At 50.8% G+C, this 22028-nt stretch carries 20 protein-coding genes; all 20 read right to left on the bottom strand.

Translation table 11 applies throughout. The annotated features are described in order from the left end of the window. Window positions 1-16 precede the first annotated feature (16 nt). Window positions 17-349, bottom strand: a complete 333-nt coding sequence (locus J2Y43_RS13920) for a hypothetical protein (protein ID WP_309983553.1) — start codon at window positions 347-349, stop codon at window positions 17-19. Then, a complete protein-coding gene (locus J2Y43_RS13915; protein WP_309983551.1) occupies window positions 346-2220 on the bottom strand; it encodes a hypothetical protein in 1875 nt (624 codons plus the stop codon). Before J2Y43_RS13915 ends, J2Y43_RS13920 begins: the two co-directional genes overlap by 4 nt. Window positions 2221-2257: 37 nt before the next feature. Continuing rightward, window positions 2258-2581, bottom strand: a complete 324-nt coding sequence (locus J2Y43_RS13910; RefSeq protein ID WP_309983549.1) for a hypothetical protein — start codon at window positions 2579-2581, stop codon at window positions 2258-2260. After that, window positions 2571-3038 carry a hypothetical protein gene (locus J2Y43_RS13905; protein ID WP_309983547.1) on the bottom strand — a complete coding sequence of 156 codons (468 nt, stop codon included), beginning with the start codon at window positions 3036-3038 and terminating at the stop codon, window positions 2571-2573. Before J2Y43_RS13905 ends, J2Y43_RS13910 begins: the two co-directional genes overlap by 11 nt. 37 nt (window positions 3039-3075) lie before the next feature. Next, window positions 3076-5940 (bottom strand): hypothetical protein, encoded by a 2865-nt coding sequence (locus tag J2Y43_RS13900; RefSeq protein ID WP_309983545.1) that lies wholly within the window; start codon window positions 5938-5940, stop codon window positions 3076-3078. A gap of 1 nt (window position 5941) precedes the next feature. Next, entirely contained in the window at window positions 5942-7144 is a 1203-nt protein-coding gene (locus J2Y43_RS13895) for a hypothetical protein (protein WP_309983543.1), read from the bottom strand. A 15-nt stretch (window positions 7145-7159) separates the two neighbouring features. Next, window positions 7160-12058, bottom strand: a complete 4899-nt coding sequence (locus J2Y43_RS13890) for a hypothetical protein (RefSeq protein ID WP_309983541.1) — start codon at window positions 12056-12058, stop codon at window positions 7160-7162. Continuing rightward, window positions 12058-15156: a tape measure protein gene (locus J2Y43_RS13885; protein WP_309983539.1), complete on the bottom strand. Its 3099-nt coding sequence runs from the start codon at window positions 15154-15156 to the stop codon at window positions 12058-12060. Before J2Y43_RS13885 ends, J2Y43_RS13890 begins: the two co-directional genes overlap by 1 nt. Then, window positions 15153-15287, bottom strand: coding sequence for a hypothetical protein (locus tag J2Y43_RS13880; protein ID WP_309983537.1), 135 nt, complete (start codon window positions 15285-15287; stop codon window positions 15153-15155). Before J2Y43_RS13880 ends, J2Y43_RS13885 begins: the two co-directional genes overlap by 4 nt. Window positions 15288-15454: 167 nt before the next feature. Further along, the gene (locus J2Y43_RS13875) at window positions 15455-15886 is read right to left on the bottom strand and encodes a hypothetical protein (protein WP_309983535.1); all 432 of its coding nucleotides are present in this window, start codon (window positions 15884-15886) and stop codon (window positions 15455-15457) included. A 67-nt stretch (window positions 15887-15953) separates the two neighbouring features. Next, window positions 15954-16424, bottom strand: coding sequence for a hypothetical protein (locus J2Y43_RS13870; RefSeq protein WP_309983533.1), 471 nt, complete (start codon window positions 16422-16424; stop codon window positions 15954-15956). Window positions 16425-16434: 10 nt separating this feature from the next. Beyond that, window positions 16435-16830, bottom strand: a complete 396-nt coding sequence (locus J2Y43_RS13865) for a hypothetical protein (RefSeq protein ID WP_309983530.1) — start codon at window positions 16828-16830, stop codon at window positions 16435-16437. Next, window positions 16827-17357, bottom strand: coding sequence for an HK97 gp10 family phage protein (locus J2Y43_RS13860; protein WP_309983527.1), 531 nt, complete (start codon window positions 17355-17357; stop codon window positions 16827-16829). Before J2Y43_RS13860 ends, J2Y43_RS13865 begins: the two co-directional genes overlap by 4 nt. Then, window positions 17354-17722 carry a hypothetical protein gene (locus tag J2Y43_RS13855; protein WP_309983525.1) on the bottom strand — a complete coding sequence of 123 codons (369 nt, stop codon included), beginning with the start codon at window positions 17720-17722 and terminating at the stop codon, window positions 17354-17356. The genes J2Y43_RS13860 and J2Y43_RS13855 overlap by 4 nt, the downstream gene beginning before the upstream one ends. Next, on the bottom strand, window positions 17712-18266 hold the full coding sequence (locus J2Y43_RS13850; RefSeq protein ID WP_309983523.1) for a hypothetical protein: 555 nt from the start codon (window positions 18264-18266) through the stop codon (window positions 17712-17714). The genes J2Y43_RS13855 and J2Y43_RS13850 overlap by 11 nt, the downstream gene beginning before the upstream one ends. After that, window positions 18266-18436, bottom strand: coding sequence for a hypothetical protein (locus tag J2Y43_RS13845; RefSeq protein ID WP_309983521.1), 171 nt, complete (start codon window positions 18434-18436; stop codon window positions 18266-18268). Before J2Y43_RS13845 ends, J2Y43_RS13850 begins: the two co-directional genes overlap by 1 nt. A gap of 57 nt (window positions 18437-18493) precedes the next feature. Continuing rightward, on the bottom strand, window positions 18494-19807 hold the full coding sequence (locus J2Y43_RS13840) for a phage major capsid protein (RefSeq protein ID WP_309983519.1): 1314 nt from the start codon (window positions 19805-19807) through the stop codon (window positions 18494-18496). A gap of 33 nt (window positions 19808-19840) precedes the next feature. Next, entirely contained in the window at window positions 19841-20437 is a 597-nt protein-coding gene (locus tag J2Y43_RS13835) for an HK97 family phage prohead protease (protein WP_309983517.1), read from the bottom strand. Further along, window positions 20406-21755 (bottom strand): phage portal protein, encoded by a 1350-nt coding sequence (locus J2Y43_RS13830; RefSeq protein ID WP_309983515.1) that lies wholly within the window; start codon window positions 21753-21755, stop codon window positions 20406-20408. Before J2Y43_RS13830 ends, J2Y43_RS13835 begins: the two co-directional genes overlap by 32 nt. A 74-nt stretch (window positions 21756-21829) precedes the next feature. Continuing rightward, complete coding sequence (locus tag J2Y43_RS13825) at window positions 21830-22027, bottom strand: hypothetical protein (protein ID WP_291196390.1); 198 nt, start codon at window positions 22025-22027, stop codon at window positions 21830-21832. Window position 22028: the final 1 nt, after the last annotated feature.

The raw sequence follows: 22028 nt of genomic DNA, 5'->3' as shown, positions 1-22028 counted from the left end.
TTCGAAGCGGTACACACTATCGAGGAGTGCGCTTTCGAATGCTGTCCGCTTTGGCAGCTGATTCGATTCTTGCGCCCAGCTGGTCACGCTCACGGCCGTCAGGATCCACGGAATCAGGAATAGCACTTTTACGATACCCTTCAAGCTTGTTTTCATAATCTGGATGATGTTTTTTGACCGTATCGGCGTACTGATCAGCCCGGCGTTGGTTCTCCCGGATCGTGTCGGCGAAATCCGGCGCATCCGGGTTTGGCGTAGGCTGCCGGAATCCCTGATACCAAAGGATGCATGCGAGAGCCAGGATCACCGCCAGTAGCCCGGCGATAATCTTCCAATGAATGAGCTTCATTTCAGTAGGATTTTGACAACCTTGTTGACACCTCCGCCGCGACCTGAATAGATTTCCCGATATTCCTGCAAGCCTGCATACCTGGTAATTGGGAAAGTGAAGCCTTCACCCTGGGCGATGCCCGTCATGCCGCTATCTCCGTCGATGAACTCTTGGCGGATCCTGTAAAGCGCGGGCCCCAGCTGTACATTGATTTTTGGCGCATAGTATGACATAGCCAAACTCAGATCGTCACCGCCTCGTTTGAAGAATGATGATGCCCAATAGTAAAGGATGTCTCCGTTTAAGTCTTCCTCTGGACTCGTCTGCCAGTCCTGATCTACCGATAAATCGTTAGGATCAAATTCGATTGCCCTGGCTGCGCCCGGAAATGTGGCTCCATTTAAGTCGGTTGCCATTAATTTACTGCTCTGGCTACCGGCGTCACCCTCCGAGCTGTAAATCATATCCGGCTGATCACTGGTACCAGCGCTAAAAATCTCATTCAGCTTATAAAGGCCGGTCCAGGTTCCCGACGGAGCGCCACAACCGGCATACATTCCCATCGATCGCACTTTCCCTTTGCCGCCTTCACGAACTCCGCGCACGAATGCCGCATGAAAGTCTTTGAGTCCCTTCGTTCTGAACTCATACCATTTCCTTCCCGCTTCGGAGTTGTTGAACAGATAGGCTAAATGTTCCTCATCGTTCTTTTGCGGATAGGGTACAGCCATTCCTCCCGAGTATTCACGCCAGGCATTCAAATCAGCCTGACCGTAGCCAGTTAGAAGGATCTGGTTATTTGAGGCACGTTGAATATTGGTCTCGTATTCCTCGCCAGGGCTGGTTGCCGTAGCGATATAATCGACGTATTCCGGATACTTGGCCATGAACTCAGCCAAATGACGCGCGGCATTCTTGAACTTCTCCTGACCGATTTTGCTGTGCAGGCTCGGCATGTAGGTTTTTTCGATGGAAGGCAGACGCCCCTCCGCGTGCCAGACGAGATCCTGCGTAGGCTCCTCGTCGGAGGGTTTCCAGAACGGATCCGGTAACTGTTCCAGCCATTCGGAACGGTCGAGCATTCCATCACCAATTACGCGCCAAGGTATCAGGGCGACACTCAACTTAATCCCGTTGCGCTTGCAATAATTGATAACATCGAGAAGCTTATCATCCCGGAATACTCCCTCCTTCGGTTCGTAGCTGTACCACTTCATATTGACCCGGATAGCGTCGATGCCGCGGAACTTTTTGCCGTTATGCGTGAGGTTCAGGAACGCCTCAATGCGTTCAAGCCATTCTTTGCTAATACCGGTCTTCGCATCGACGTCAAAGCCGTAGCCGGTCAGGTTCATTGTTATGCCCCGCTCGCCTTTGTTTACCGGAGGCGGGCCATTATTTCCCCCATCCCCGCCGTTTCCGTTGTCGCCTGTGGGCTTTGGAACGATGAACGTACGCGTGTATACTTTGCTCAAACAGGTGTTACCCTTTAAAGCCAACACGTACTCACCTGGTGCAAGTGCATAAGAAATAGGAACGGTATTCTTTTGCAGCCTCTCGCTTCCAGAATTGCCGGTAACCTTCACAATGCCGTCTTGGGAAATCGAGAAATCCCACCCGAATACGCCTTCACCGTCAAATAGAACGGTTGCGCCGGATTGGGTGATATTGTAAACGTCGTTCGGCACCGGTCCGCGTGCGCAACTGTCGCCCTTCGGGACTTCCGGTTTCGGATCGACTCCGCCGTTGCCCTTTCTGAAAAGACTATCGGCATAGGCCTTTTGTCGGGCTTCCGACGCTTTGATTTTGTTGTCGATAACCTGATCGATCGATTGTGCGGTAACAACCTGGCAAAACGCCAGGAGTACCGCCAAAAGCAAATTTTTCATGAAATGGTTTTTAGTTGATGATGAAATGAGGTTTGTACTATTGAAGCAATGCGCCGAGCGCTTGTTTCAACTGCTTCGCCTTTTCGTTCTCCGAATCGTACGACTGCAAAGCTCTCCGCACGAGGGCGGGAACCACTTCAAGCAAAAAGCCCTTGTCGTTCAATGTTCGGTTCAGCTCATTCTCATCATTGAAATTCAGACTGGCCGAATCATTGAATGAAAATGCTTTGGGCTCGCCAGTGCTGACCTCGCGGCCAGTTACTGAAAAGTTGATGCTCGCATAGTCGAATTGGAACTGCGGAGCAGTGGCCGGCGCTGGTGTTTCTGTTTCAACCAGCGCCGCGATGTTGTTATTTTTCATCGGTTGTATTGTTTGTTGTTGGTAAAGAATTCAATAGCTTTTTGGCAGGCGTTGGCTCTTCCTCGACCGGTTCGATAACAAAGCCTATAAGCCACTTGCGGACGTGCTTCGGGACACTTGCGGGAATCGACTCCTCATCGACATACTCGGGGTCAAATTCTACGCTGGTTTCATGGTTGAAAAGCTCTTCAATTTTCTCCTCCATTGCTTCTTCCTGGTCCTTTTTGTACCGATAGTTGCCGCGCTCATCTCGGAGAATGCAACCGAATTTGTCCTCGGCCGCATGCTTACGCTGGATCTTCACAAGCTTTTTTCCGTAGCCTTCGCGCTGTTCGTCGATCTGCTCAATAACAGTGTTCAGCGCGGCAATGAATTTTGTGTCCTTTTCGTCCGATTCTTTGATCAGAATTTGCGCGACGTCCACGAATCTGAAAGCACTTTTGTAGCTGGTCTCCATTGTTTCTTTTGATTTAGTTTATTGATGAAAAAATTGATTATCCTACGTAAACCCAAGTATACCCCCCTGAACCATTGTCTTTGGTAACCCACAGCCCCTCTGTCCCGTCGGTCTGGTAAACTATGGCGCCAATAAATCCGGGGGAATAGCTAGCCCGTTCAGAGGCCGACATTTGCTTGGGTACAAGAGACCCTTGAATTATCAAATCACGACGCGTTCCCGCCGATCCGACAATAATCCAGTTGCCCGACTCGAACATTTCCACACCGGTAACCGAACTGGAACCTGACCATTTGGTGAATTGGCTCGTTGAGCCGCTTCCGGTAATGCCGCCGCCACCGCTTGGCAGGCTATACCAGCCTTTGCCGCCCGAGCCGTCAGTGCCATAGTACTTATTTGCACCTGGGTTATCTTGGTCCCCATATAAGTTGAAAGTTCTATTAACCCCGAGGTTTCCGCCGCCCTGAATGCTTCCAGCGCCTAACACCTGTCTGCTATCCGGCACGTACCCAGCAACCATTGAATTAACCGCAGCCTTGTCATAGTAGTTGGTTGATAGGTAGCTCAATGTCACATATCCAGCTGCTGCATGGTTTCCCCATGTGTAAGCCTGAGTCCATTGCGCACTGGTATTCGCGCCAACTGCAAAGCTTCCTGCTGACACTGTTCCGGTGAACGTTACATTGCCAGTAGCTCGGGAAACACGGAACGGCTCACGGACAAATGTGCCGGCGTCATTATAGGACCACAGCACAAAGTCAGATCCTGAGTCTGAACCGGACTCCGTTCCGGCTTTACCAAACACCCACCTGTTCAATCCAGAGGCCCAAAGCGAATAGCCGCGGACATTACTATTGTGAGCAACATCGGAAACGAATACGCCGCCGTTGGCAATGATACCGATACCGGACTCACTCAAAAGGCTATCCGTTAACGTTGTGCCAGTCGCCATTTTAGGCAACCTTCCCGTTGTGGCACTACCTCCAATGCCTGCCGCAATCGTCCAAGTTCGGTTCGCGGATAGGTCGAAAGTCGTTCCGTTTATTGTGATGGTACGACCGGCAGGTGTGAAGTAAGTATCGGCGTTGCCGTTCAAATATTGAACATTAAGGTTGTCAACACGCGTTGTGCTGTTTACCTTGAATGGTTGCGCTCCGGTCGGGTTTACAAAAGTTAAATAGTTATCCCCGTTGATGTTGAAAATATTGGCCCCACTCACCGACTTAAAGGTAAACGTGTCATTAAACCTATACATCGAATAGGAGTTGGTACTGGTTGGATTATAGAAGGTCAGCCCAATCGAGTTTGACGAAGCACCTATTTCCAAATACTGATTAGTACCATTCTTGGCAATGTTTGCGCCCTTTTTTAGGTCGAGCGAAGTAGAAGTCTCCTCAATCGATGCCTGATCAAGATTCCCTGCGTTCCATTTTACGAGATAGCCGGTAGAGCCTGAGCCAGTCAGCCCGCCCGAAACAGTCCATGAACGGTTCGCCGAAAGGTCAAAAGTGGTGCCGTTGATGGAAAGCGTCCTGACAGACGGAACATATCCGGCAGTTGCGTGATTGCCCCAGCTGACCGCCGTGTTCCAGTTGGTTGAATTACCTCCGCTGGCTGTTATGGTGCCCGAGAAAGTAGCGTTACCAGTCGCGCGGGAGATTCGCAAAGGCTCTCTCAAAAATGCCGCAGCGTCATTAAAACTCCACAAAGTGAAATCTGATCCGGAATCCGAACCCGATTCAGTTCCCGCTTTGCCGAACGACCAGCGCGTTTGACCACCATTTAAAATTGTGTATCCGCGAACGTTACTGTTGGTTGGCGTATCAGAAACAAAAATCCCTCCGTTGGCAGTTATGCTTATTCCCGATTCGCTCAGTAGGCTGTCAGTTATTGTTGTAGCAGTCGCCATTTTAGGGAGCCTTCCCGCTGTGGCGCTACCCGCCACCTTTGCATCGAGAGCAGCCTGCAAACCCGTTACGTTGGCAATTGTATGAGTATGGGACAATGCGGCATACCTTCCATCGCCGTAAGTAGTGTCGAAAGCAAGCGAAATATTTGCCGACAATGCTCCCCCGCCAGTCAGGCCAGTTCCGGCCGATACGGTGCGGGATACCGGGACGTAGAGACCTGCGTGGTTTCCCCAGCCAAAGGCCGAGTTCCACTGTGTCGAATTGCCGCCGCTCACCGCGATGGTGCCCGAAAATGTCGCGTTGCCAGATGCCCGAGAAATGCGAAGCGGTTCACGAAGGAAAGTTCCGCCATCGTTATAGGCCCACAATACAAAGTCGCTGCCAGAGTCCGAGCCGGATTCAGTGCCCGCTTTACCCATAGACCAACGGGCAAACCCCGAAGCCCACAACCCATAACCGCGCACGTTTGAATTGTGAGCAACATCCGAAACAAAGACGCCTCCGTTCGCCGTGATACTTATGCCGGATTCACTTAAAAGGCTGTCTGCGAAAGTGGTGTTCGTTGCAAACTTTGCATAGCGACCAGGCGTGCCGCTACCTCCGGTCTTCGCATCGAGTGCAGCCTGTAAGCCTGTAACTTCGGAAATTGCGTGAGTATGCCCGAGCTGAGAGTAACGCGTATCGTTCTGCGCATCACTGCGAGAGTTGTCCGAATGCCATAATGTATAATCGAGGCCTGTATCTGTCCGCAGCCTGAGATCAGACGCGGCTTCCGCATACAGGTAGGCCCCAAAACTTCCCGACGCGTGGAAGCCAATCCCAGGCCGCGCACCGGCAGCGTATGCTCCGGGAGGGGTGTACGCCTCGAAAGCTCCATTCGAGTAGGCGCTGTTCGCCACGCCAACCGCAAGCATAACGTAGCTGGTCGCCGCCCGGATCTTGGAGGCGGCGGTAATGGCATCATCGAAATCAGCAGCACTAAGGAATTTCATATCAGTTCTTTTTCACAATCACACGATAAGCATTCAGGGCAGGAGCTTTTGCGAACGCAATAGCGCAGGTATTTACTGTCGGGCGGGTAACATCCGCGTAAACTGTGGCGCCTGTCGTAGCGTCAAAGAGCTCAACGCCTACATCCTTCGTGTTGAAGTTGTGGGTAATCGTATAGGTGAGCGCGGTAGCATCGCCGACGTTCGTAGCAAATCCCGACGCAACCAACTGCGCGTCGAGAAGCGTTTTCAATTTTAGCGGGGTAACCGCTCTTGTATCGTCGGTGCCCGTGTTCGTTTCTGCCTGCGTAGCAATCTCGATCAAACCGGTGCGCGTTTCCGTTGCGGTCCGCTGGCTTAATGTCGATGGCGTAACCACTTTGTTCGCATCCGTTCCGGTTTGAACTTCCGCGGCGGTAGCCAATGCCACAACGCCAAGAACGGTAGTCGTCGCCTGATCGCGGTTGCTTTCCAGGAATATCCAGTCAGAGGCTACGGTAAGCGATGGGTTGTCTTTGTTGGCAATCAGTACATCGCCGACATTCATTGTTACGCCCTGAACTGTACCGGCAACAGTAACATACCAGTAATAGCCCTTGAAGGTGGTTGCGCCTCCGGGGAACTGCGTGGAAGTAGTCGCATTGAAAGCACCCTGCAAGCTTCCGATTGCAGATATCCGGCTATCGACGTAGGCCTTAATTGATCCGGCCGTCGCGAGATTGGTAGACAGCGCCGATGCCATCGTATTATCATCTATGATTGCAATGGCCGAAGCTACGCCAGAACCTGCCGCCACGCGCCCGATCAGGGTCATGGTCGGAATGTCCTGAATCTTGGCAAACGTGATGTTTTTATCCGTTACCTTAATTGTGGTAACGGCATTATCGGCAAGCTTCGCGGTAACAACGCCCAAGTCCTTCAAGCGGACGATATCGGCATTGATTTCCAGCCCCACACCATCCACGTTCACAGACAGCGTAGTAACACCAGCAACGGTACTTTCCGCCAAACCAGCGCCGCCAACTACGTTTCCTCCACCGAAGGGAATCCAGGTAGTATCAGTGACGCGGTAGTAATAGTACAGGTTCGTTCCTGTATTATAGTAAATCTGCCCATCGACCGGCGAGCCAGGGGCAACCGCCGCAGAGTGGATAACAACCTGCAACAGCTGGTTTTTATCCATGTCAACATTACTGAGAAATTTCATCTCCTTCTTTGGTTTTTATTTTGTGATGATGACCAGACCGGTCTCCGGCTTGGTGTGTATAATTTTGAAAACGTCATTGTCTATGTACTGCACGTCGCTCATTACCTTCATCCCGCCAACCAGGATATTAGGATCTGGCTTTTTATTCAGGTTATGGGTTACAATCCACTCCTCAGCGGGCGTATTGAAAGGAAACTCCAATTGTTCGGAAGCTTCTCCCTCGCAGTCGCATGCACAGCAATCTTTAATAGGCGGTTCCACGTCCTCGATCAGTTCAATCGTCGCCGAAAGCGTCGCAACCTCGACCGTAGCCAGGTAAGCGATCATTGTAATTTTCCAGAATCCAAGACCTGCCGTTCCATCGAGTGGCATTTCAACATCGTCGCCAACGCGGAACACTACCCGGATCCCGTCGGCGTCCGTATCCATACCGAAGATGTAGGCCTTATCGTCGTCTGTAAGCTCGGTAACCACGCTTCCTACGTTGTGGTAAACGATGTAGTCAGGCCCTAAAACCCATGCAGGTTGTTCAATGCCCCCAACGATTTTGGATAGCATGACTTTCACTGCGTCAAACTCCTCGCCTCCAAACCTTCGACCCGAGATAGTCCACCAAAAGCCCTCGGGAGGCATGAAGTATTGACGGCCCGTTTTTGGCACATTCGCATCGAGCAGCGTCATTTCGCCGCCATTTACATGATCGATGGTCAAGAACCGAAGGCCTGAATAATCCTCAGGATCCAGTGCAACACGAAAGCTAAAATCAGCCTGGGCGATGCCTACGATCTTCCCGTCAGCATCACGGCCGATAAACTTCGCCAGCACGCGGGATGGTGCCTGGTGAATATCCCCGATTTTCAAAGATGATTTGTTGCCAAATATAAGTGTTTTCCCTGACGTATAAGCAAACTTCTGAGGATATCCCGTAAACTGTTCCAGGTCCATTTCAGCGAAAGAACCGCCTCGTAAAAACTGTAATTCCCATTCGCCTGTAACACATTCCACGCCCGGGCCAAAGCTATTAAAAACCAGCGTCCAAGGCACAAGATCATACTCGGCACCTTTCAGCGGGATGTTCTCGGCGATGATCGTCGCGTTGGTCGTTCCGGGCGGGAAAGTGGCAAGTGAAAGCAGCGGCTTCGGCTCGGCATCCTTGCTCTCGATGGTGAACTTATCTGTCCGCTTAAAAACCTCTACCCCATCTTTCAGTAAGCGTACCGGAAATGTATATACGCCAGCCTCCAATTCTGTATTTTCCTCGAACACTTCGAACCACCATGCGAGCGTAGGATTCACATCGGTAATGTGCTGCTCGCCGATCACCTCACCATCCTTTTCGAGTGAAAGGTAAATTTCGTCATAGTCGATATCGTGGATCTCGGCGCGCGCGTTCACCGGACCAGGATACACGAATGACGTCGCACCGTCCGGCATGATCTCCCCGACATAATCAAAACCCTTGACAAGGAATTTCTTCATTTTCGCCAAGTACTCCTCATCGTAAAGCGTCAGGTCAAACGGCTGATCGGTTTCGTTCTCGCCAAGGAATGCAGTAACCTCGATCAGGTATTGCCCTACGCTGGCAGTTGTTCCGCTGGTATCCGCGAATGGCCTGTAAATACCCTCTGCGACCGGGCTGGATAGCGGGAAGTTTTTGGTAACATCCAGTTCCGCACCCAGGTCGCCGCCGCCAGTTATTTTTATCAAAACTCGGTCGTGCAGGCCTTTAACCGTTATCGGTGTATCCCATTGCGCCAACACTTCGAATGCACCCGGCAGGTCGCCAATTTTGGCGTCGCCTGCGGAAGTATCCATAAGCTCGCCAGTGATCTCAGTAGCCTCGATTACTTGCAAGGTGATCTCGTCGGTATACGGGCGGTGCTCTGCTACTCCATCCCATATTTGAACCGTGATCGTCCGCCTTTCAATAATGATAGGTGTGCCAGTGATCGAAAAGTCGTCATTCACCACGCTGCGAGCTGTCACCCATTCCGGAACGGAGAAAAACCGGTACGTCAAAAACTTGTGGCCGTCGGGCATGTAATCCCGGAAATTAAAGCCGGTAACAGTTTCCTTGTTCAGCGCAAAATTGAGCACAGGGAAAGGTTCGAACTCCGGCGGCCAGGTCTCGACGTAATCCTCATTCTCCTCGACCAGGACCGGCACGCGGATAGGGATCGCATTCTCGGGATCCGTCGGATCGTATGCCTCAAAGTCAACGAAGAACGAGCCCGACTTCGGAGCAAGCGCGGTTGCAGTCACCACCAGGTTCTCCACATCGATAGCGGAAATCCATGTTGGTTTTGAGACAACTTTGAAAATCAGCGTCGAAAAGTCGGTTTTATCCTCCGCGTCCAGATCCTCCTCATATTCAGTGAACGCCTCGGAAATGAAATCATGAAGATCGATAGAATCCTCGCTTTCAATCCCGGCAACATAGGTCAACGGTGTGATATCCTCGAACAGTGCGCCGGTACGTCCGACAGCTTGCACCGCTTCAAGTATCTCTTCGCCGGTCAATGGCATATCCTCAGCGTTGAGCCTGCCCGTAGTCGTATCCTCCTTGCTCGGGTAAATTCCGTCGCCCTGATCAGGAACAGTGTTCAACTGCTTGCCCGAGCCAGGGATATAAGAGTTTTGTTTGAGCTCCGAATCCGGAATATTCTCGAAACGCACCTCTGCCGCGACAATCCGGGCAGTGCGCATGTAATCGTTGTATTTAAAGCTCAGTATCCGGAATTTCTTATCCCCCTGGTCACCAAACATCAACGTGTGCATGTATGTGAGCCTTAGAGCTTCCGGCATCAGCTTTATAGTACCTTCGATCAAGGTCAACGGGCGTGTTGTCATACAGAGGCGATCTTTCATCATCGCCCGGTAGATACTTATCGACTCGTTCAAGTTACCGCGACGCTTCCAGGACTTTGTGACTTCGTTTGAACCAGGTTTAGTCCACGCTCCTACATAGTATTTGGTATAGTCGCCTGATATCAGGTTAATCTTTGTCGCCTCCTCATCGGTCACGTCTCCGCGCTCCAAGGTGGTAGCATATCTCGCCGATTCCTCGGAAGGCACAAAACCTTCGAGGACACCATTCAAGTTGTAAACCTTATACCAATCTCCCGGCTTACCCTCGTCGTCCGCCATTTTATAAAAGCGCACGTAGACTTTATCAGGATAAGGAACGTCGGGGGAAGTGGTAATAAACGTACTACTCAGCGCTACCGTACCGCTGAAAGTTCCTTTTTTGGTATTATTGCGAATGCTGATCACTTCAAAGTTTTCGCCTACGCCTTCCTGAGTGCCGCCAGCATTCGCTATCCGGGCAATGATCAAATCGCCATTCTCGACATTCACCCCATTCGCACCGCCAATTTTCCGATATTCGCCGGCAGGCACGCCGGTAACAGCCCAGGTCCAATTTGCAGCACTCGCAGCTGGATAATCCGGATTTGTGGACACATTAATCTCTCCTTTGTTGACCAAACTTCCTCTATCGACCGGCTGCACCCTGATAAGATGGAAATTGGTGTCTGCACTCCAATTCGTTTTGTCTGATCCGGCTTGCGCTGGATTGCTGTTTTTGTCTACCCAAAAATTACGAACCGAACCATCAGTAAGCGTTACGGGGATTCTAATCGAAATGAGTATGTCTGATGAAAATGCCTCGGTCTCGTAATCGAACGATATCGTTACGCTTCGGTCAGCTCTGGAAATAGATCCTCCCGGGCTTTCGATCCATTCCGATGGCTCCACATCATACCATGCGCCTTTAAGTACTGGCTTGTTGAATAGAGCCCCCACCGCTCCGGTACCAGCGATCGCAATATTGATCGCCTGGTTGGTGAGCTTTTTAAACAATCCTACTTTCTTGCGCTTCCGATATGGCTGCGGGGATTTTCCATTGATTTTAAGAATGGACCTTCCTGATTCGCCTCCAAGACTGTACTGTTCCCATCCAGGATTTCCTTTCGCCATGTGCGTAAAGTCCCATCCGACAAGTCCATTCTCGGTCCAAATGATCATGTTCCCGTTTTCGAAAAACGGAGTTTGCGCGCCAAGATCGACCTCGGTGCGGTACTTGTTCTTTGCCGGCAGGATCCTCACCACGCCGCCATCTTCGGTAAACGATTGCAAGCTGTTTACCTCATAGGTTGAAGGCCATGCTTTGCCTGTAACATCTCCAATGTCATGGTGATTGTTAGCCAGGCCGGTCGAGTTATCGACAATGCCACGGATCACCCAACAATTGTCTATCTGTACGATTTCCCCATTGAAGTGATTCAGGATGTCGTTCACAATAACATCGCAGTACATCGCCTCGCCATTCGAATCGAAGAACCGGAAGATGCTTTGCTCGTACGAAGTCAGCCCGAGTACGTCAGGTCCGGAAAAGCTGGTTTCCACGATGTGGGTGGATAATCTCAGTGGCAGATCGCCGGCTTGGATCAGGTTTAAACATTCCTGAATGATCGTCAGACCCGTTTTCTTGAAAACAGTGTCCGGGCTTTTGTACTTTGTCTTAGAAAGGTGAGCCAGACCGCAGCTGACAGTGAGCGACACCGGCCACGGCGCTTTTTTGTATGGCCTGGCTGCATCCCAAGGCTCTACCCATCCGCTGAATTCAACGTTTTCTACCCATACATCGACGATCTGAACAAAGTAGGTCTTTCTATTCGTGGTAAAATCTTTCAGATCATAGTGCTCGGTAAGCCAAAGGCTGATACGTGCCTGGCCTGCGATAATGGGCTGCTCCGGAAAGAATGAGGTATCACTGCTGCCAAAGTTGTACTCGACAGCTCCATTTGTACAAAACCATTCCGTCGGCTCGCCGGAGAAATCATCTTTGAAAAACCTGATCTCCTTAACGGTCTGATTTATATCCCGGTAACGCGCAAAATATTTTAATCCCATTATCCGCCAAAAATTGCTGAATCTCTCACTTGAACCCTTTTCAAAACTGTGTGTAAGTCCTCTCCCCGGATGCTGTATTCTGCCACTATCTCAGAGCCGCCCACTGCCCGTGGAAGGGCACCCTTTACGCTCTTTTTGATCGAATTGTCGAGCTTCGAATATGGGGCGATGAATTCGGGATCATTCCATGAGTTGTTGTTATCCCCGACTATCGCCTGCATAGGCTTGTAAGCCAAACCACCGTCTTTGAACCGGGTCACGGCCTGACTCGCCTGGTTACCGATTTTATTCTGAGTGGCCTGACCGAGGGCAACGAGTCCGATACCCGCAGCGAGAGCGAGATATGGGTTCTTGGCGAATACTTTCAACGCAATCCCCGCGGTACCTGCCGCGATCAGGGATTTACCCATATCTTTGAGCATCGTCGCCAGAGAGCCGATTACACGCCTGCCGAACTGCTCCACTCCACCGGCGCCTGTCATAAGATTTCCCAGGAGTTCGCCGAATGCCGCCGCCGTTTCGTTTGCCGCATCTTTCAGAGTAGAAGAAAGCGCCGCGCTCAGCTGCTTCGTGCGATCGACAATTGAGTAAACCCTATTGGCGTATTGCGTATCGCTTTCGCCGGCTATCTTGGGGATTTCTTCGAAATACTTGCGGAACTCAGAGAGGCTTGTTTGCGGCCCCATGAACTCCTGCATTTCGCTTGCCGCTGAATTCCGGATTGAACCACGGAAATTCTCGTTCTCGATACTTCTGAGCGATTGCGGCATTCTGACATCCGCTAGGCCGGAAAGCTTGGCGCTTGCAAGGCTCTTACTATCATAAGCGGATTGGCCGATCATGGAACCTGTCGTGTTACTCAGGCCTAAGCGCTGAACATTCAGGTTTTTCACCACGCCGACCAGCTCTTTATACTGGTCAGTGGCATCTTTTACAGCCTTCCGCTCTTTGAGGTACTTGCTTGCCAGGTCAATTTGCCAGTTGACATAGCCGAGTTCCGTGAGCTGCTTATAGTATTTGCCAGCCTCCTTTGCCTCTTTGGCTGCGGATTTCACAGCGTTGGAAGCTGTTTCAAAGGCCTTGCCCTGAGAATCTATGCTTATGGTTACCTTCCGGACCTCCTCAGCAATCTCTCCCTGACGCTTTTTGTAGTTGGCAGCAGTAGGATCGAGACTGTTGTACTCTTCGCGAAGCGCTTTTAGTCGATCTTGTAAATCGTTGATCGACTGACCGGCCGGGTTTCCTTTGCCGCCAGTGCCGTTGGAGGTAGGTCCGCCAGCTTTTGCTGCGCGCTCCTTCGCCTCAGCGATTGCCTGGTTGTACTGATAGATCGCGTAGTTTGACTTCTCGACCTTTTTCTCCTGCTCTACAACTTCCCGCTCAGCTTTCGCAAATTGCCCTTTAATTTTTAGCAGGTCGAGCGCGGCCCTTTTGTCCTCCTCGTAAGTCCCCTTTCCCTGCCTTGCGCGTACTTCATCAAGTTCCTTTGAGTATTTCGCACGATCGGCCCGAAGTTTATCCAGCTTCTTGATATCGGCATCCAGCCCAGAACTACCAATACTGGCCAGCTCCCGGCGGTTGGCAACTGCCTTTGCGTTAAGGTCGGCAATTTGCTGCGCGGCATCAACGAGCTCTCCGCTGGTTGCTTTTCTTGGCAGGTATTGGCCCATACCGAGGTAATCGGTTTTCTGGCCTGACTTGATCATACCTTGCAACTCGGCAACCCGAACTTCGCCTCGCTTATTCTCAGCAAGCAGCTGCTCGCGGCGGACGGCCTGCATGGACACGAGTAGCTTTTTTTGCTCTTCGGTGTAGGCTTTTACCTTATCGGTGTTGATACCGATAACATTGCCGTACCGGTCCCATCCAGTCACAGCGGACGGAACTACCTCGGCGATTTGCTTGATCACATCCCTGAGCTCCGCCTGCTCTTCCTTGCCGGTACTGTTTTTCAGCTTCTCATACTTCGCAATAAGCGGGTCGAGCTTTGTCGCAAATCCGGCAACTACTTCCTGCTGTTTATTGTACTCGGCCGTTTTACTGGTCACCAGTGGCATAATTGCAGCCAGCCCGGCGAGCGCCGAGACGGTAGCTAGCACTGCAACGACCGGCCACGAAATACCGGCAAACCCGGCGGCAGTGATTGGGAGGAATTTAATAAGCGTGCCTACTGCGCCAACCAGCAACGGAACGGCCACAGCCAGACCACCAACCAAAAGGATCGCTTTTTGAGCTTCCGGATTCAGCGCGGCAAAATTGGTTGACAAATCATCCAGGACACCGCCGAGTGTTTTAAGCACGCCGGTAACCCCGTAGGTCATATCGATCCCCTTGCCGATGGTAGCGGAAAAGAATGTTGCGGAATCTCCCAGCTGTTCCAGGGCCATGTTTGCGCCGCCGGATACCTTCGGCAGCTTTTCGAGGCCCGAAACAAACCCCTCGATAAACTTGTCAATTCCCAACTGGTTCAGCTTTGCCGGATCCGCGGTACCAAACTGCTTTTCGAGTACCTCCATTGTCTGAGGTATCCGGTTTGCCAACTGCCGAAGATCGACGGTATTGATATTTTGGGTAGCCTTGAACTGTTTGAGGTTGAAAAGCGCCGGTTCAAGATCCGAGGAGTCTCCGCCAGAGCCTGCAATGGCATTCGCAAATGATTTGACGGCACGCTCGGCGAGGCCAGATTCAAGGCGAACCGCACGAAGGCCGACCAAAGCCTTTGTACCGTCGAAAATACCGACGCCTGGCTCTTTTGCAATCCTGCGAACGTCTTGCAGGGTTTCACCGTAAAGGTTCAGACCTTTCTCCATCCGTTCGAGGGTAGCGAAATCTTTGAACGACTTTGCACCGGCGAAGATGGTACCAGCAGACACCAGCGCCATTTTTTTAGAAACGTCTTGCAGCTCATTCCCTAAACGGGCGAGTCCGCCGCGAAACTGCCTCTGCGCGGTATCTGCTGACCGGTAAGATTGAATGAGGGTAGCGTTAACATCACCGGCAAACAATTTGAATTGTTTACGAGCCTCCGATAATCCGGAAGCCACGCCCGATGGGTTAACGCCAACTCGTATATTGGTGCCGCCTACTACGTCGCTCATGGTATTGCATTCATTCTGGCCTCCATCGCCCGTTTGTAATCGGGATCGATAGCGCGGCCGGTTTTTAGTTTGGCTAGCGCGGCTTCATGCTCTTTGTCGATTTCCAGAGGGAACCATTCACTGATTTCCACTGGATCGGCGCCAAGTGCGGCCGTAATGGTCGAATAGGTCGTATGCGCCTGGAAGCGGGCTATTTCCCACGCCTGGTCCTGCTCATACTTTAACTTTCTGTAATAGCCCTCCCTGATCAGACTAAACTCGTAGGGAGTGATGTATTTGAAATCCGCAACGGAGACGCCTATTTTGGCTGCGTCTCGCCAGTAGTCTCGCCAGTCGAACTCTGTGACTGCGCTTCCGCCTGTGTCGCTTCCCTGATCTCCTGAATCGTTTGAAACAGTCGTCCAACTGCCGGCGCGAACACTCGACCGGTAAACCCCATTGCATTCATGAATGCCAAAGGAACTTTTGAAAGGGTTTCAGCATCGGTGCACTCCTCGAAAATGCGGATGAACTCGGCTTCATCCTTCCACTTCCGATCTTCCGGCTCTATACCGTTCTGGATAAGGAAAAGGATAATCTCGAACTCCGGCATTTCTGTTTTAGTCAAGTCGAATCCGGGATGTAGTTCCTCTATCCGCCTGCGGGATGTAATGCCAAAGCGAACTACGTATTCATGACCTCCGAGCGTTAATTTGACGCTGGTTTCTGAAAAATTATCAAGCTTACTCATTACGATTTAGTTTTAAACAAGCTCCTCGCGATTGAGGAGCTTGTCAGTTTGTTGATGAAATGAAAGATTACGGCGTGGCCGTCTGATTTGTCAGCACCGGCAGTCCATCGAAGGTGAACGCGATGGTGTAAGTCCTGGCCTCTCCGTTACTTCCAGACGTACGGAATGTTGCGATGAATGCCCAGAAAGTACTCACAGTGTCGTTTTCGTACTTGCCAGCCAGGCGGTATTGACGGCGTACCTGCGGAACAGCTTTAAACCATTCCTCGAATTCGCGCGCTGAAACGTTGGTTGCCGCATCTGCTGGATCGTACTCGAACACAAAACCGGTCAGCTGGGCGTCATAATCCGCCTCCTCGCCATCCGGAAACTTCCTTTTGCCGCTATCACAATTCAGCGTGACCATGTTCACGGCGCCTCCGTAATCCTTGGAGTTACCGCAACCCACCATCACCCAATTTGGCGCAGCCTCGGTGCCTTTGTTGACAAAGAAGTTCACTTCCTTGTTCATCACGGCGGGGTTAATCCTTTCTGCCATTTTGATTTATTTAGTTTGTTGATTTTGCAATTGCATATCCCTCGTACTCAATAATTTTCACATGAGTATCGAGGTCGTCGTCCCAGCCGTCGGCGACTTCTTCGCCACTGTTGAAGGTCAGCCCGACATTGCTAACCTTGCCGGCATAATCATCCAGGACCTTCCGCATTTCCATGATCGTATCGGAACAGTGCCAGTATTCCGCGCCATGAACTCCGATTTCAACCACACCGGTTTTGATTCCCATAGGGTTGTCGCAATTCATCTTTGACATACGGTTTGCGGCCACATACATAGCCGGCAGCTGCGTTCCCTCCTTGATGATATTCGGGTATATCCTCTGTCCAACGATTCCGGTTACGCCCGGAATGGTCAGCAGTAGTTCGATAATTGCCTCTTCGATCATTGTTGTGATTGAGGTAAATTCTGACGAGCCCATTTCATGAACTCTAACCGGAATTCGCGTTCTACATCTACCCGTACCATCGGCATGGTTTGATCGTAGGCGCGTTGTAAAAAGTTATTTTTAGTCACTCTCCCCAGGCTCTTACCTGCTTTTGAAAAGCGGATCCGGGTACCACGGGTGATGAAATTCGTTCGCCAACCTACTTTACTGGACCGCTTACTGACGCCGATCAGAATCCGGCCGGATTCATTCTTTTCAGGTGGTACAACCTTTGCCCGCATATCCCTGCGAGTGGCTCCCCCCTGGGCGTAAGCATTGGCATTCTTTCCGGCACTACGGTGTTTCAGGGATATCCGTGTCCTGCCGCCTTTCGAAACGGGAGCATTGGCCTTTGCCACGTTCAGCATTGGCTTGGTTGCCTTTCTCAGAATCCGGTTTGTTGTGTCAGTCGGCATGATCTTGCTGTATCTTGCCAAGCCCTGATCAACTTTATTCAATCCGGAAGTATCCGCCGTAACCTTGATCATCCTACCAGTTCGGTATTTATCTGAATCCTGTAACCCCTGCCTATCTCGGTAGCCGTTGAGACTACCTTGTAAACCTGCCCGGTAAAAAAGTCGATGATCTTCCAGTCAGTGACAATTTTGTTCTCGCCAACCAGCAGCTCACGGATAAATGGTATCTGCCAGTTTATCTGCGTTACGGACCGGGTTGCGTTATTCTTTGTCTGAGACTCATCGACAGGCCCCGGCTCTTCCCGATATGCCGGAAACATCTCGTAAACGATCACTTCGCCAGTATTGGACTCGTTGAACCTGCCAGGCACGTTAACCGGCTTGACGAGCTTGATTCGTCGGTCAAACTGGCCTACACCACGTCTTCTATCCTGCATATGGGAGTACGAAAGGGGCTAAAAGCCGGTCAACCATTGTCTTTTTCTCCCGCACATAGTCGCCCGGGGCTTCATACCACTCGGCTATCAATCCGCGGACTGCCCGAAGGAGATTCTTTTCAATCTTCCCCTCTGGATACCCAGCTTTAAATGTCACCCGAAAGAAAGTTTTTGAAGTTCGGAATGAAGCAGCCCACCGGATGCGCGACCGTAGTTCACTTTCCCGGATGAGCGAGTAGTTGCTGGCCGGGATCACGGTAAACCCTGAATCTCCTTCCTCTTCAATGCTGGTAATGCTCTGGATCAGGTATTTATCCCGTATTTCGCACGGCAAAGTGCTGGTATACCACTCATAATCCGAAACGGCCAACGAAAGGTTGGTTTCAGTCTCCACATACCCGATGGCCTCATCAATCAGTTCCTGAATCTTGGCATCTTCGGCCACGTATCCCGGAATATCAAGTTTAAGCCACTGTTTCGCCTGTACAAGGGTGACGGGCGAAACAGTGTACTTTTCTTTCAATATCGGGTAGCTCCTCTGCATTATTCCTCAATCTCTTCTGCGTATTCCATTTCGAGCAGCTTGTCAGCCACTGTTTTAGGGAGAGTCGGCGTTTCGCCTGGCTCATTCACTACCAAAGGGTGAAGTTTGACGATGCGAACTCTCTTTGTTTCAAGCTCGGCGCCCTCGACGGGTTTTCTGGTTTTTGCCATTGTTTGTTATGGAAGCGGGCCCCATAAGGGCCCTGGTTGAAAACTTACTTTTGCTGATTACGGACGTACCGTCACGATATCCTTGATACCCGCGAAAGACTTTTTGCGAGACTCGCGCTGGTTCCAGAATGCATTGACAGTTACCTCGATCTCTGCTTTTTTCTTCGCAGTGTACGGGTCAACGATGTACTCAGTACCACCCCATTGTCCAACAATCCAGTCTTTGAAGTTTCCGTAGATCAGCGCGGATAGGTTCGTCCCTGTGTTTTTCGTCAGGTTCGACGGGATCAGGTTAGAAACGACCGGCTGGTAACCGTTCAAGAGATTGTCACGGGTATCCCACACAGCTTCACCATTGGTACCGGCGAATTTTTGCGTGGTTTTCAGGATTCCGCGGACTTTTGAGTTGGTCAGATACTTAGGCTTGCCGCGCAAATGATTGTATCCAGACACCATAGTTTCCAGCTCTACGATATCTTCGTAGGTAGGCAAAGCTCCGTTTGTGTCCAGTCCGAGTAAGTTGCCGTTTGCGCTGGTAATGATCAAAAGGAGCTTGATAGCCGCCTCAACGTTCATTTTTTGCGCCAATGCTTCGCCGATCTGGCTGATCACGAATTGTTCCATGTCAATACTTCCCTGGATCATGATCTGACGGGAAATAGGAATAGTCACACCGCGACGTTCAGGCACCATGCCGAGTGAGCTGAACAGAATTTCAGCATCCATCATTTCCTCAATCTCGTCGAGTTCCTGAATCGCTGGCACAGTGTCCTGCACAGGAATTTTGAGGTTACCAGTCAACCCGGTCAAAAAGGTGGCGTCTACTTCTTTCAGGAAAGTATTGGCCTGCAAAACTTCCAAGACGGAGCGAACATCTTCACGAATCAGTACGCCGCCCTGGTCACCGGGATTGGTGGTCTGCCCGGTCGCAGTCTGGCCGCGCTTGGTGAAAATAGAGTCCATCACGATCAGCCCCGCTCCGTTCACCTCGATATTGTCGCGCTTGGCGGCTTCCATACCGATTGATTGGACCTCGGCCTCAACGCCGTCCAGCTCTCTCATGTGCAGTTTCGAATCAAGTGCGCGAAGCAAACTAAAACGAGCCAAATCGCGTTCGTCCTGCTTAGAAACGTCGCGCTGACCTTCTTCGCCAGAACCTACCGATGCGGCGCGTCCGGCGTTGAACGCCTGGATTTGCTGCGCGCTTCTGATCTGTTCATCGAGCTCCTTTACTTCGTCCGTCAAAGTGGAGAATTGCGTACGCTCCTCCGGCGTAAGAGCCCTTGTATCGGACTCCTTCGCAAGGGTCTCCATTTCGGTACGCTTGACGGCGCGCTCTTCTTGGAGGTCTTTAAGAGTTTTCTTAGACATTGCTTTGTTTGTTGATGAAATTGTTATTAATCTTTAAATCATCTGCATCCGCATGCGTGCATACTGACTCAGATATTGCCTTTCCTGCTCCTTATGGGCCTTCATGGCCGCTTCGTACGAGCGTTGAACCACGTCGGTAGTAGTTTGAGTGTAAGCTGGCAGGGTTACGGGCCCAACCTCGAACACCTTTTCAATCCGGGTGACGTATCTCAGGATTACGCCGTCTCTTTCCTGGCTAAAATCCCACTCATCGCCATTTTCGGCGGTTGTAAACATGAATGAGCTGCCAGTCACGTACTCGTTGCGAATTGGTTCAATCACTAGGTCTTTAATCGTCTGCGTAGGCAGCGGTACAGCGTCATAGTGAAACCCCTTGTCGTCAATGGTATACGTAAGGGTCTTGTTTGTGGTCCTGCCGAGGACATAAACCATGTTGTGGTTGAAACAGGACACGATATCTTCCAAATCGGCACCATTCAATGCCCTTGGATCAATGATTTCGTAGAACCAACCGAGTTTTTGCGACCGTTGGTTGAATACGATGCCAGTACCGGGGATATGCACAACGCCATCGGCTCCGGAAACCGCCCGCACTTGACTAAGATTCTGAGGCACTATCCTCGTTTCCATTGCTTTTTTTGTTGTTTTTGGTCTGTTTAAACTCTTTGCCGAGCAGAGCAAGCGGACGGTTTGAGCCGTTCATGTAGGCCGTATCGCCGGTGCCGTCTGGCAGCTTGTCCATTTCTTCCAGGTCGCGCACTTCATCCAATTTGAAGAAGCCAGCGCCAGCCATCTTGGCGTAATACTCTGCTTGTGCTTTCTGGTCGCCTTTCAGCAGGCCTTTAAAATTGTGGCGGGTGAAAACACCCTTTAATATTTCGTCCTTGCGCAGGCACTTGTAATCGAGCTCTTGCTCGAATTGTGTTGCGATAGGGATCAGTACTGAATTTGTGAGCGCGATAAACATCTGCTCTACACCGGTTCCCCATGAGCTTTGAACCTCAGTGTTCCCCAAAACGGAAAGTGGAAGCCCGAACATCATCGCGATCTCTTTCGCGGATTGATTGAACAGCTCATTAAGCTGGGATTCAACGGGCGTCATGCCTACCTTGGTGAATTTTACACCATGAGAAAGCACTACTAGTCCAAACCCGCCGTCGTCACCATCCTGCAACCCTTCTACCACTCGCTTTTTAATGGTTTTTGCAGCATCCTCGCTTTTCGCATCCCCACTCTCGATTATCCCGCCTACAAAGGTGCTTTTTGAGAAAAACTTGTCCTCAAATTGCTTGGCAAGCAAGTTTATCTTGATCGTTTGGGACTGCCATGTGACAATCGAACCGCCCCAATTGCCGTCAAAACTCAGGTCTTTTAACCAAATCACTTCATCCTCGGAAAGCGTCTTATTGAGGTGAGGGATCTTGAAATAGAACTCATCCGAAGAAATGTCATGCAGGATGAACACTTTCGAGCATGGATAAGGGATGATTTCGGTTACCCTGTACAGATAATCACGTTTGATTTCTGCGATTGACCAGCCATAGACCAGGCAATTCATTAACATTGTCCGGTGCGCGATAAATGGCGACATATGCCGGTTCGCGCGTTTGGTTAAAACCCAATGAAGCGGGTGCTCAGTGAATTTTTTACTACCACCTCCCGATTCAGAACGGTATACAGTATACGGCAGGCTCGAAAGGATATTACTGATAAACCTGACACAGCCGTAAAACGCAGAGATACTCATCGCGTTCCGGGGCGTTACAGACACATGCAGCTCATCCAATCCCAATTTCCGCGCAAATTCTTCTGCTGAATCCTTTGTAGATGCAACAGAACCGGATCCGTCCGAAACAGTAGCCGGCGTAACCGACCTCTCTTCAACGGGCTCAACAGGTGCGGGCTGGGATCTCTCGCCAAATCGAAAGATGTTTGTCCAACTAGCCAATGAAATATAAGTTTATACCGAAGGTACGGAGGTCGAAAATCAATAATTGTAATTCCCAATACCTCCTTTGAAAATTATTTTGCTTTGTTGCCGTAATACGCCGCTTTGAACGACTCAAACGAGGAATAATAGTTCTTATAGCCATCAGTCCAGCAAATCCGGTCCACGTGATCAAATGCACGCCTTACGGTGGTTCCTGTGGCTAAATGGTCGTTGAACAGCTTGAAAAAAGCCGTTTTGGTCAGTTGTAAGTCTGTTTTCTGAATTTTCATG

This window comes from Dyadobacter sp. BE31 (assembly GCF_031457695.1).
Lineage (GTDB): Bacteria > Bacteroidota > Bacteroidia > Cytophagales > Spirosomataceae > Dyadobacter.
Note: the sequence above shows the minus strand (reverse complement) of the source record. Positions and strands in the feature narration are given on the sequence as shown.